This window comes from Herbaspirillum sp. meg3, from assembly GCF_002257565.1.
Lineage (GTDB): Bacteria > Pseudomonadota > Gammaproteobacteria > Burkholderiales > Burkholderiaceae_D > Herbaspirillum.
This window is the reverse complement of record NZ_CP022736.1, coordinates 3,985,977-3,998,186: the sequence shown is the minus strand read 5'-3', so window position 1 is coordinate 3,998,186 and position 12,210 is coordinate 3,985,977. Positions and strand designations below refer to the sequence as shown.

The following is a 12,210-nucleotide window of genomic DNA, read 5'->3' as shown; positions in this document are numbered from 1 at the left end:
CATGGCCATAGCGCTCTCTGCCACCAATAAAGCCCATATCTTGATCGTTGGCGACGTCATGCTGGATCGCTACTGGTTTGGCGAAGTCAATCGCATCTCGCCCGAAGCACCCGTTCCCATCGTACGGGTGGAGCGGCGCGAAGAACGTCTGGGGGGGGCCGCAAACGTTGCGCGCAATGCGGCGACACTGGGCGCGAACACCGGTTTGCTTGGCGTCATCGGGCAGGACGAGGCAGGTTCGGTTGTCGAAGGTTTGTTGACCGAACTAGGCATCGATAGCTACCTCAATCGCGATCCGGCAATTTCCACCATCATCAAGTTGCGCGTCATTGGCCGCCAGCAACAACTGGTGCGAGTTGATTTCGAAGATGCACCGACCGACACCGTATTGCGCGACAAGTTGACGCAATACAACGCGTTGGTCAGCAACTACGACGTGATCATTTTGTCGGATTACGCCAAAGGCAGCCTGGTTAATGTCGCCGATATGATCAGCGTCGGCCGCAAGCTGGGCAAACGGATTCTGGTGGATCCCAAAGGCGACGATTTCTTACGCTATAAAGGCGCGTCCATGCTGACGCCGAATCGCTCCGAACTTATCCGTATTGTCGGAAGTTGGAAGACCGAAGAGGAATTGACAGCAAAGGCGCAAAAGCTGCGTAAGGAACTGGAGCTCGAAGCGCTGCTGTTGACACGTTCTGAAGAGGGGATGACGCTGTATCAGGAGAACGAAGTCCTCAACTTCCCCGCTGTCGCGCGTGAGGTGTTTGACGTCTCCGGTGCCGGCGACACCGTGATTGCTACATTGGCCGTCATGTTGGGCAATGGCGTTGCTTTGCCGGAAGCGGTCCGAATCGCGAATCTGGCAGGTGGGATCGTTGTGGGTAAGTTGGGAACGGCGACCGTCACCCGCGAAGAACTTTCTCTCTAATTTATTTCGATTTTATTTGATTGTTATTTTGTCAACTTTTGTTCCTGGGTATCGTTAAGTCATTCAGCCGGCTGACTTTGTTTACCGGTGTTGTTAATGGACTCGACACTTACCTCTAAAGGAACATTATGTTGAAGAAAATCGTGCTGGCAATCTGTACGTTCGCCATGACTGCCGGTTTGGCATTTGCTCAGGCTGACGTCAACAAGGCGGATCAGGCGGCGTTGGATGGCATCAAAGGTATCGGCCCTGCAATGTCCAAGCGCATTCTGGATGAGCGCAAAAAGGGTGATTTCAAGGATTGGGCAGACTTCACTACGCGCGTCAAAGGCGTTGGTGATAAAAGCGCCAATAAATTGTCCGATGCCGGCCTGACGGTGAACGGGCAACCGCGTAACAAGTCGCTGGTCACGAGCAAAGGCGAAGCTAAACCCTTTCCTAAAAAGATGAAAGAACAAGACGCCAAAACGGACAAACCGGCGGCCAGCAAGGGCTGATGGCCTGGCAGCTCCATACGTCACTTTGTTTGCTGACCGACCCCGCTTTTGCGGGGTTTTTTGTTCTTGTGGCAGCAAATAGTCATTCAGCTCGGCCGTGCTTGCACATAAAAATAATCGGCATTACAGTCATTTATGAACATCAAGAATAAATAACCTTAATTTGCCGATAAGGTAGTTGTCGCGAATACAAATCGTGTATGTGCGATACGGTCAAGGAGGGAAATGCTTCATTGGCATGCACATGACTGTGCTGTGGTTCTGCCCTTCAACAAGCTCTCTCAATTACTGGGTAAAGGTACTTATGAAAATCGCTGATATTCCCGTCGATGAGCAAGCGCGCGTTGGTGCGTTGCATAATTTGCACATTCTGGATACGCCTCCCGAAGAGCGGTTCGATCGCCTGACACGGCTCGCGCGTCGGCTGTTTTCAGTACCGACGGCGGTGGTGAGTCTGGTGGATGCTAAACGGCAATGGTTTAAAGCGCGTGCCGGTATGGATGCCTGTGAAACGGGACGCGACGTTTCCTTTTGCTCGCATGCGATCTTGCGTGATGAGGTCATGGTGGTAAGCAATGCTTTAGAAGATTCTCGCTTTCATGACAATCCATTGGTGGTGGGAGATCCTCACATTCGCTTCTATGCCGGATGCCCGATCCGTAGCCCGCAAGGTTACAAGCTGGGTACCTTATGCATTCTCGACACCATTCCCCGTGAATTTGACGAGGACGACAAAGCCATGCTTGCGGATCTGACGCGCATGGTCGAACAGGAAATGGCAGCCGTGCATCTGGCAACCATGGATGAACTCACAAAACTATCAAACCGGCGCGGGTTTGAGTCGCTGTCGGAACATGCACTCAGTATGTGCAAGCGGCTTGGAAAACCGGCATCTTTGCTATATTTCGACCTGGATTTGTTCAAGCAGATCAATGACCGTTTCGGCCATGCCGAAGGGGATAGGGCGTTGATCAATTTCGCGCGCATCCTGATGGGTAATTTTCGCGAATCGGATGTGATCGGCCGTCTTGGGGGGGATGAGTTTGCAGTGTTCCTTACCAATACACCGGCACAGGAAACCCAGGCTGTGCTTGGTCATCTGGAGACAGCGGTCAATGAGTATAATCGCGACAGCAAGCGTGGCTACGATTTGCTGTATAGCGTCGGCGCCATCGAATATGATCCCGCCTCTCATGATACGATTGGCGACCTCATGAGCAGCGCCGATGCGCTGATGTATCAGCAAAAGAAACGGCGGCGCGAGGCGCCATAATTTTTTGAGGCGCTGAAGTAGCCATCCACCAATAAACAGCGATTAAAGACAGCGATAGATTAATGACTTATCTGCAGCCAGTAATTCTTTCAGGCGGCTCCGGTACGCGCTTGTGGCCACTTTCCCGCGAACAATATCCCAAACAGCTATTGCCACTGGTTGGCACCGATACGATGCTGCAGGCGACTGCCTTGCGAATCCAGGATGGAGGCAACGAGTATACGTTGATTCAAGCGCCTGTCGTCGTTTGCAATGAAGAATATCGGTTCATCACTGCGGAGCAGTTGCGGGCCGCAGGACGTCCCAGCAATCATATTGTGCTTGAGCCAGTCGGGCGCAATACCGCTCCGGCTTTGACACTGGCAGCGTTGCTTGCTCATCGGGACAAAGGTGATCCGATTTTGCTGGTCATGCCGGCAGACCATGTCATTCGAGACGCCGATGCTTTTCAAATCGCGATTAAGAAAGGCATCCCTCACGCAGTCGCAGGAGCCATGGTGACATTTGGCATTGTTGCCGATCGGCCTGAAACCGGTTACGGCTACATTCAGCGCGGGAAAGCCGTCGATGATGCCTATGTCATTGATCGTTTTGTGGAAAAGCCCGACGCGGCCACGGCACAGACGTACATCGACTCTGGTGATTATCTCTGGAACAGTGGTCTCTTCATGATGCGCGCCAGCGTCTGGTTGCGCGCAATGGATCATTTTCAACCGGCTATGGCCGACGCATGCCGCGCTGCATTTGATGGGGGCAAGCAAGATCATGATTTTTATCGTATTGATAAGGCTGCTTTTGAGTCGTGTCCCGCCGATTCCATCGACTACGCCATCATGGAAAAACTGGCGGTTGCTTCGGCGCTTGACATTGATGGGCGCATCATTCCGCTGGACGCCGGATGGTCAGATGTCGGCGCCTGGGATGCATTGTGGGACGTGTCCGAGAAAGATGGGGCAGGCAATGTCGCGCGGGGCGATGTCATGCTGGCTCAGTCGTCGAACAATCTGGTGTTCGCGCAGGAGCGTCTGGTCGCTTGCGTAGGTATCGACAATCTGGTGATCGTCGAGACATCGGATGCGGTCATGGTGGCCAATAAAGACAACATGCAGGAGGTCAAGCAGATTGTCGCGCAGTTGAAAGCGGAGAAGCGTGGCGAGGCGCTGACGCATCGCAAAATTCATCGCCCCTGGGGTTGGTATGATTCCATCGATGCCGGCGAGCGGTTCCAGGTAAAACGCATTGTGGTGAACCCCGGTTGTACGCTGAGTTTGCAGATGCACCATCACCGCGCCGAGCATTGGATCATCGTCAAAGGCACAGCGCGTATTACGCGCGGCGAAGAAGTATTCCTGCTATCGGAAAATCAGTCGACCTATATCCCTCTGGGCGTCACGCATCGCCTGGAAAATCCTGGCAAGTTCCCACTGGAAATGATCGAGGTGCAATCCGGCAGCTATCTGGGCGAGGACGATATCGTCCGCTTCGAAGACACTTACGGACGGAAATAGTCCAGCATTTTAAAAATAAGCATTTCTTCCGGTGCTTGACCGGTCAATCAGGCCATTTCCTCGATAGTCGGTTAAGACGGGCCCGAAATAGAATAAAATGCCCGTCTGACCCAACGCCACTGTCCTAAAGCACCCAAACGTTTATGTCCTACCAAGTTCTCGCCCGCAAATACCGCCCCCGCAGCTTCGATACGCTGGTGGGGCAGGAGCACGTCGTGCGGGCGCTGACACATGCGTTGGAACAGCAGCGTTTGCATCATGCCTATTTGTTCACCGGCACCCGTGGCGTGGGCAAGACTACCTTGTCCCGTATTCTGGCCAAGTCGCTCAATTGCGTGGGCGCTGACGGCAATGGCGGCATTACCGCCCAGCCTTGCGGCGTTTGCGAAGCCTGTGTTGCCATCGATGCCGGTCGCTTTGTCGACTATATCGAAATGGATGCCGCGTCCAACCGCGGCGTCGATGAAATGGCGCAGCTGCTGGAGCAGGCGATTTATGCGCCGTCCAACGCCCGCTTCAAGGTCTACATGATCGACGAAGTGCACATGCTCACCAATCACGCCTTCAACTCCATGCTGAAGACGCTGGAAGAGCCGCCGGAACATGTCAAGTTCATCCTGGCGACGACCGATCCGCAAAAAATTCCCGTGACCGTGCTGTCGCGTTGCTTGCAGTTCAATCTGAAGCAAATGCCGCCGGGCCACATCATCAGCCACCTGGACAATATCCTTGGCCAGGAAAACATTGAATTCGAAGCTCCTGCACTGCGCCTGCTGGCACAAGGCGCACATGGTTCCATGCGTGACGCCTTGTCGCTCACGGATCAGGCGATTGCCTACGCCGCCGGCAAAGTGACATTGGAAGCCGTACAGGGCATGCTCGGTGCGCTCGATCAGTCTTATCTGATTCGCGTGTTGGATGCGCTCGCTGTGCAAGACGGTGCAGCACTGCTGTCGGTCGCCGATGAAATGGCCACCCGCAGCCTCTCGTATAACGCCGCCTTGCAGGATCTGGCGACGCTGCTGCATCAGATCGCTTTGGCGCAAACTGTCCCCGCTGCGTTGGCGGAAGATGTGCCGCAGCGCGAAGACATCATGCGTCTTGCCTCCCAATTCAATCCTGAAGAAGCGCAACTGTTTTATCAGATCGCTGTTCACGGCCGCAATGAACTGGGTCTGGCACCGGATGAATATGCGGGCTTTAGCATGACTTTGTTGCGTATGCTGGCTTTCCGTCCGATCGCTGCCGGTGCTGCCGGAGCCGCTGGCAGTGCACCCGCAGCGCCTGTCGCAAGACCATCAGCTTCCGCAGCGTCAGGCAGAGCGACGCCTGCCGTTGCTCCGCTGAGTGCTGCGCCGCAAGTCGCTACCGCCAGTGCACCTGTTTCCCGTTCACCGGTTGCCGCACCCGCTGCACCTGCCGCGGGCCCTGGAAATTCCGCGCGCGCAGCAGCGTTGGAGGCTGCCCGGGCGGCGTCAGGAAAGAGTTCACCGCGTCCCGCTGCAGCAGCACCTGCACCCGTGCCAGCTTCTGCTCCCGCACCGGTTCAGGCCGCACCTGCAGCAGCACCGACAGTTCCTCCGGCGATGGCAAGCGTGTCCGACGACATGCCTCCTCCTTGGGATGAAGAGCCGGCTAGTGCCGACGCTCAAAAAAAAACTGAACAGTATTCAACAGGCGGCGCAAACGAAGACGTAAGTCATGCTGTACTCGACAATGTCGAAAATCCGATCGTCGTTGCACCGCTCGCGGTAGCGGTCAGCCCCGTTACACCGGCAATGCAGGCGCAGACTGCGCAAGTTGCCGCCGAGCTCGGCTGGGACGGCAATTGGCCGCACCTGGCTGCCGAATTGCCGCTGCGCGGTATGGTGCAACAGATGGCTCAACAGAGTGAACTGGTGCGATGCGAACAAGTCGGCAACGCCATCTGTTTCCATTTGCGCATTCCGGTAGAAACTTTGCGTGCTTCAGGTAATGTCGACAAGTTGGCTGCCGTTCTGAGCGAGCGCTTTGGTAAAACAGTCAGAGTAGAAACTGAAATCGGCATGGTGGCGCTCACCGCCAATGCCAAAGCAGAAGCCGATCGTGCCGAAAGGCAACGCGAAGCGGAGCAGACCGTGAAAAACGACCCGTTTGTGCAAGTCATGATGCGCGAGTTTGGCGCATCTATCGTACCTGGCTCGATCCGGCCGTTATAGGCGTACCGCAGACCTACCAACGGTGCCGATGTGCCATTTTTGCCACGGCATCAGAAAAGATGAATCAACTTAGTTACCAAGGAGTACGACCATGATGAAAGGCCAACTGGCAGGCTTGATGAAGCAGGCTCAAGCGATGCAAGACAACATGAAGAAAATGCAAGAGCAACTTGCATTGATCGAAGTTGAAGGTCAGTCCGGCGCAGGACTGGTCAAAGTCGTGATGACCTGCAAGAATGACGTCAAGCGTGTCTCTATTGATCCGTCGCTGCTGGCTGACGACAAGGACATGCTGGAAGATCTCGTCGCTGCCGCTTTCAATGACGCAGTCCGCAAGGCGGAAGCTACATCGCAAGAAAAGATGTCAGGCATGACTGCCGGTATGCCATTGCCGCCGGGATTCAAAATGCCGTTCTAAGCGATGTGCCGGTATGATGTGGCGGTGCGCTGTCGAGATGGCAGCGACTGCATTCTGAGGGAGGCATCATGTTCGTTATCTCGATTACCTATACCAAGTCGGCTGGCGAAATAGACGCATTGCTGACTGCGCATAAGCAATTCCTGAACGAACAATATGCCGACGGCATATTCCTGATGTCGGGCCGCAAGGTGCCACGCAGCGGCGGCATCATCATTGCTGACGCAGCCGACCGCGCCGAAGTAGAAGCCATTATCGAAACCGACCCGTTTTACATCGGCGGCGTTGCAGAATATGAAATTACCGAGTTCGTCCCATCCATGACGGCCGAAGCGCTTTCCGTCTTTCGGCATACCTCAGATCGAAATTGAAAACCCCGTCCAGTCTCACCCTGCTTACGGAATCCCTGCGTACTCTTCCCGGCATCGGTCCCAAATCTGCGCAGCGCATGGCTTACCATCTGCTGCAGTATGATCGCGACGGCGCTTTGCAGCTGAGCCGTGCACTCGCTCAGGCTGCAGAAACAATCCGCCACTGCGCGCTGTGCAATACGTTCACCGAACAAGTCATTTGCGACACTTGCCAGGATGGCGAGCGCGACACGACCGTTCTCTGCGTGGTCGAGACACCCAGCGATCAACTGATGATCGAGCAGACGCTGACCTTCAAGGGTTTGTATTTCGTGCTCATGGGACGTCTGTCGCCGCTGGACGGTATCGGTCCCAAGGACATTCATCTGGAAAAACTGATCACGCGCGCCACTGATGGCGTCGTGTCGGAAGTGGTGCTGGCCACCAACTTCACCAATGAAGGCGAAGCCACGGCTCACTACATCAGTGAAACGCTCAAAGCGCGCGGTCTCAAAGTGAGCCGTCTGGCGCGCGGTGTGCCGGTGGGAGGTGAATTGGAATATGTCGACGCAGGCACGATTGCCCGAGCCATGCTGGACCGGCGCGTAACGTAGTCAGCACAAATCAGAAGCAGTCAAAAAAATATAGCCAAGAAATCAGGGCAAAACACAACAAAGCAGGAGAGGAGATTCGGGGCGCGCGATTAACGCAGATGACTGCAGATTAACGCAGGAGCAAACGAGACCGACTCAAGTCGCTACGCCAGCCTGAGTTAGTCGCAGCGACTCCCGATAACAATCATATGGAAAAGAAACAAACTACCGGCCCCTTGGCCGGCATCAAAGTACTCGAACTCGGCACATTGATCGCCGGTCCGTTCTGCTCGCGCATGCTTGCTGAATTCGGCGCCGACGTCATCAAGGTCGAAGCGCCCGAAGTCGGTGATCCACTGCGTCAATGGCGTGTTCTCAAGGACGGCACCTCGCTGTGGTGGTCGGTGCAGGCACGCAATAAAAAAAGCCTCACGCTCAACATGAAGGATCCGCAGGCGCAGGACATCGCCCGACGCCTCGCGCTGGACGCCGACATCATCATCGAAAACTACCGTCCCGGCGTGCTGGAAAAGTGGAATCTCGGCTACGAAGCACTCAAGAAAATCAATCCCGCCACCATCATGGTGCGCCTCTCCGGCTACGGCCAGACTGGCCCTTTGAAGGACTTGCCCGGGTTTGGCGCCATCGGCGAATCGATGGGAGGCATTCGCTATGTCTCCGGCCACACCGATCGCCCACCGGTACGTATCGGCATTTCCATCGGCGACTCGGTTGCCGCTTTGCACGGCGTCATTGGTGCGATGATGGCCTTGCGCCATCGCGATGTCACCGGCGGCCGCTGGAACGGCAAAGACGGAGAATTGTGTGTGGCAGGGCAGGGCCAGATGGTGGACGTCGCCTTGTATGAGTCGGTCTTCAACATGATGGAATCCCTGGTGCCGGAATTCGACCAGGCTGGTGTCGTGCGTGAGCGTACGGGAGGCGCTTTGCCAGGCATCGTGCCTTCCAATACGTACACCACCGCCGACGGCAAGAACATTGTCATCGCAGGCAATGGCGACGCCATTTTCAAACGTCTCATGATCGCCATCGACCGCAGCGACATGGCCAATGATCCGCAACTGGCGCGCAACGACGGCCGTGTACCACGTACGGAAGAGATTGATCAGGCCATTCAGGCCTGGTGCAACACGCGCACTATTGATGATGCGCTCGCCATTCTTCAGGCCGCAGACGTCCCGGTCGGGAAGATTTATTCAGTGCGCGACATGATGACCGACCCGCAATTCCTGGCCCGCAACATGTTCGAACAACATACATTTGCCGACGGCACGCCGATCAAATTGCCAGCAGTTACACCCAAATTGTCGGAGACGCCGGGCGGCACAAAATGGATCGGCCCGGGTCTCGGCGAGCATAACGATGAAATCTTGCGTTCGCTGGGGTATGATGACGCACAAATTGCGCAGTTGCGGCAAGACAAAGTCATCTGAAGGCAGTCATCCACGGAACTGCCCGGCTAGTAAGCACAAAAGTAAGCACAAATAAGTACGCTCATAGGAGGAGACCACATGAAATTCAACCTGAAGCAATTTGCGATCGCTCTGGCCCTGTTCCTGGCCGGTTATGTGACGTTCAATACCAATCTGTTCGCGCAGACGCTGGAAAAACCGAAGGTGTCCATCGCCGTCGGCGGCAAGAACCTGTTTTACTACCTGCCCCTGACCGTCGCCGAGCAACTGGGCTACTTCAAGGATGAAGGCCTGCAGGTCGAAATCTCCGACTTCGCCGGTGGCGCCAAGGCCCTGCAAGCCATGGTGGGCGGCAGCGCAGACGTGGTTTCCGGTGCGTATGAGCACACCATCAACATGCAAGCCAAAAATCAGGCCATCGTCGCTTTCGTTCTGCAAGGCCGTGCACCGCAAATCGTGTTTGCGGTCAACAACAAGACCATGCCTAACTACAAGACCATCGCCGACCTGAAGGGCAAGAAGATCGGCGTGACCGCACCGGGTTCCTCGACCAGCGTCATGGCCAGCTTCGTTCTCGCCAAGGCCGGACTGAAGCCGACTGACGTGTCCTTCATCGGCGTCGGTGCAGCGGCAGGCGCCTTGTCGGCAATCCGTTCCGGTCAGATCGATGCAATCGCCAATCTGGATCCTGTGATCGCCATGCTGGAACAAAAGGGCGAAATCAAGACCATCGCCGACACGCGTACGCTGAAAGACACCAATGACGTCTTCGGCGGCCCGATGCCTGCAGCGACCTTGTACGCACCCGAAGCCTTCATCAAGAAATATCCGAACACCACCCAAGCGCTGACCAACGCCATGGTGCGCGCGCTGAAATGGATCCAGAAAGCAGGTCCTTCCGATATCATCAAGGCCGTTCCTGAAAGCTATCTGCTGGGCGACCGCGCGCTGTACATCGCCGCCTTCCTGAAGGTGCGTGAAGCGATCTCGCCGGATGGCACCTTCCCGGATGCAGGCCCTGCGATTGCACTGAAGACGCTGCAAGCTTTTGAACCGGATCTGGCCAGCAAGAAGATCGATCTGTCCAAGACTTACACCAACGACTTCGTCAAGAAGGCCAACGCCAAGTACAAGTAAGCGATCTTCATCAGCCATAACACACGGGCGCCTTTGGGTGCCCGTCTGCAATTTGTAGTCTCGTATTCTTTTGTATTCATCATGTTTCTTTTGATGGTTTCTCTCAACGCACCAACATTCGGCCTGGCCGGAGAATCCTAGCTATGACGCCAGCACTTTTTCTCGACGACATTACCTGCACTTTTGTTTCCAAGGACGACCGCACACAACGCTATACCGCCGTCGCCAACACCACGCTGGCGATTGCGCCGGGCGAATTTGTTTCGGTCGTGGGGCCGACAGGCTGCGGTAAATCGACTTTGCTCAACGTCGGTGCAGGTTTGCTGCAACCGTCGTCGGGCAGCATCAAGGTGTTCGGCGAAGAGCTGGTGGGCATCAATAAGCGTGCCGGCTACATGTTCCAGGCTGAAGCCCTGATGCCATGGCGCAGCGCGCTGGAGAATGTCATCGCCGGTCTGCAATATCGCGGCATCGACGATCAGCAAGCGAAGGAACTCGGCGAACAATGGCTGGCGCGCGTCGGCCTCAAAGGCTTTGGCGACCGCTATCCGCATCAACTGTCGGGCGGCATGCGCAAACGCGTGGCGCTGGCGCAAACGCTGATCATGGATCCGGACATCATCCTCATGGATGAACCATTTTCCGCGCTCGACATTCAGACGCGCCAGCTGATGGAAAACGAAGTGCTGGATCTGTGGAACGCCAAGAAGAAAGCCGTGCTGTTCATCACCCACGATCTTGATGAAGCCATTGCTATGTCTGATCGCGTGGTCGTGCTGTCAGCCGGCCCGGCCACGCATCCTATCGGCGAGTTCACGATCGACCTGCCGCGTCCGCGCGACGTTGCCGAAATTCGCACGCATCCCCGTTTTGTCGAGTTGCATCAGCAAATCTGGTCGGTCTTGCGCGACGAAGTGCTCAAGGGATATCAGCAACAAAAAACCGCGGCCTGAGTCCTCAGCCGGTCGACATAGAAAACTGAACAAAGAATCATCATGTGGAAACTCCTCAAACCAAGTCATAAAAATCTGCGCTTCTGGCAATTGCTGGTGCTGGTCGTCGTGCTCGGCGTCTGGCACATCGCCACGCGCAATGAGCAAACCGCCTTCTTCTTCGGTGAACCGCTGAAAGTCGCCGTGCGTATCTGGCAATGGTTCACCGTCGGCAGCGGCTCGCTGGAAGTCGGCTTCGGCGACACCACGTTCTTTACGCTGACTTTCCCTGCCGAGATTTATTCGCACTTGCTGGTTACCTTGACGGAAACCGTGCTGGCCTTTGGCATCGGCACCGTACTGGGCTTGGGTGTCGGCCTCTGGCTGGCGCTGTCGCCGGTGGCCTCGGCCATCCTCGATCCTTACGTCAAGGCCGCCAACTCGATGCCGCGGGTGATTCTGGCGCCGATCTTTGCGATGTGGTTCGGTCTGGGCATCTGGTCCAAGGTGGCCCTGGCGGTGACGCTGGTGTTCTTCATCGTGTTCTTCAACGTCTATCAGGGCGTGAAGGAAGTCAGCCCCGTGGTGCTGGCCAATGCGCGCATGCTCGGCGCCAATGCGCGTCAGCTGCTGCGTACGGTGTATCTGCCGTCGGCGACATCGTGGGTGTTTTCCAGCCTGCATACTTCCATCGGCCTGGCGTTCGTCGGCGCCGTGGTGGGCGAGTACCTTGGCTCGGCACGTGGCGTCGGCTATCTGATTTTGCAGGCGGAAGGCAGCTTCGACATCAATACCGTATTTGCCGGGATTGTCGTGCTGACGGCGTTTGCACTGGTGCTGGACGTAGCGGTCGGTGTGATCGAAAAGCGTCTGATGAAGTGGCAGCCGAAATCGGGCGAGACTGAAAAAATGTAGTCATGGCTCGCTATTGGCAAGCAGC

General features: G+C 55.9%; 12 protein-coding genes. All 12 read left to right on the top strand.

Annotated elements, in window-relative coordinates; genetic code table 11:
- Position 1 precedes the first annotated feature (1 nt).
- The 12 genes from rfaE1 (at position 2) to hmeg3_RS17885 (ending at position 12,185) form a co-directional block, all read left to right on the top strand.
- On the top strand, positions 2-931 hold the full coding sequence (gene rfaE1, locus hmeg3_RS17940; RefSeq protein ID WP_094564937.1) for a D-glycero-beta-D-manno-heptose-7-phosphate kinase: 930 nt from the start codon (positions 2-4) through the stop codon (positions 929-931).
- A gap of 128 nt (positions 932-1,059) precedes the next feature.
- The gene (locus hmeg3_RS17935; protein WP_094564936.1) at positions 1,060-1,428 is read left to right on the top strand and encodes a helix-hairpin-helix domain-containing protein; all 369 of its coding nucleotides are present in this window, start codon (positions 1,060-1,062) and stop codon (positions 1,426-1,428) included.
- A gap of 304 nt (positions 1,429-1,732) precedes the next feature.
- Positions 1,733-2,701: a sensor domain-containing diguanylate cyclase gene (locus hmeg3_RS17930; RefSeq protein WP_094564935.1), complete on the top strand. Its 969-nt coding sequence runs from the start codon at positions 1,733-1,735 to the stop codon at positions 2,699-2,701.
- Positions 2,702-2,763: 62 nt separating this feature from the next.
- Complete coding sequence (locus tag hmeg3_RS17925; RefSeq protein WP_094564934.1) at positions 2,764-4,209, top strand: mannose-1-phosphate guanylyltransferase/mannose-6-phosphate isomerase; 1,446 nt, start codon at positions 2,764-2,766, stop codon at positions 4,207-4,209.
- A gap of 143 nt (positions 4,210-4,352) precedes the next feature.
- Complete coding sequence (locus hmeg3_RS17920) at positions 4,353-6,407, top strand: DNA polymerase III subunit gamma/tau (RefSeq protein ID WP_094564933.1); 2,055 nt, start codon at positions 4,353-4,355, stop codon at positions 6,405-6,407.
- A gap of 91 nt (positions 6,408-6,498) precedes the next feature.
- Positions 6,499-6,825, top strand: coding sequence for a YbaB/EbfC family nucleoid-associated protein (locus hmeg3_RS17915; RefSeq protein ID WP_094564932.1), 327 nt, complete (start codon positions 6,499-6,501; stop codon positions 6,823-6,825).
- 68 nt (positions 6,826-6,893) lie between these two features.
- Positions 6,894-7,196 (top strand): YciI family protein, encoded by a 303-nt coding sequence (locus tag hmeg3_RS17910; RefSeq protein WP_094564931.1) that lies wholly within the window; start codon positions 6,894-6,896, stop codon positions 7,194-7,196.
- Positions 7,193-7,789 (top strand): recombination mediator RecR, encoded by a 597-nt coding sequence (recR, locus tag hmeg3_RS17905; protein ID WP_094564930.1) that lies wholly within the window; start codon positions 7,193-7,195, stop codon positions 7,787-7,789. The genes hmeg3_RS17910 and recR overlap by 4 nt, the downstream gene beginning before the upstream one ends.
- A gap of 188 nt (positions 7,790-7,977) precedes the next feature.
- On the top strand, positions 7,978-9,222 hold the full coding sequence (locus hmeg3_RS17900; RefSeq protein ID WP_094564929.1) for a CaiB/BaiF CoA-transferase family protein: 1,245 nt from the start codon (positions 7,978-7,980) through the stop codon (positions 9,220-9,222).
- Positions 9,223-9,300: 78 nt separating this feature from the next.
- Complete coding sequence (locus hmeg3_RS17895) at positions 9,301-10,338, top strand: ABC transporter substrate-binding protein (protein WP_094564928.1); 1,038 nt, start codon at positions 9,301-9,303, stop codon at positions 10,336-10,338.
- 143 nt (positions 10,339-10,481) lie between these two features.
- Complete coding sequence (locus hmeg3_RS17890) at positions 10,482-11,291, top strand: ABC transporter ATP-binding protein (RefSeq protein ID WP_094564927.1); 810 nt, start codon at positions 10,482-10,484, stop codon at positions 11,289-11,291.
- A 42-nt stretch (positions 11,292-11,333) separates the two neighbouring features.
- Positions 11,334-12,185: an ABC transporter permease gene (locus hmeg3_RS17885; RefSeq protein WP_094564926.1), complete on the top strand. Its 852-nt coding sequence runs from the start codon at positions 11,334-11,336 to the stop codon at positions 12,183-12,185.
- Positions 12,186-12,210 lie beyond the last annotated feature (25 nt).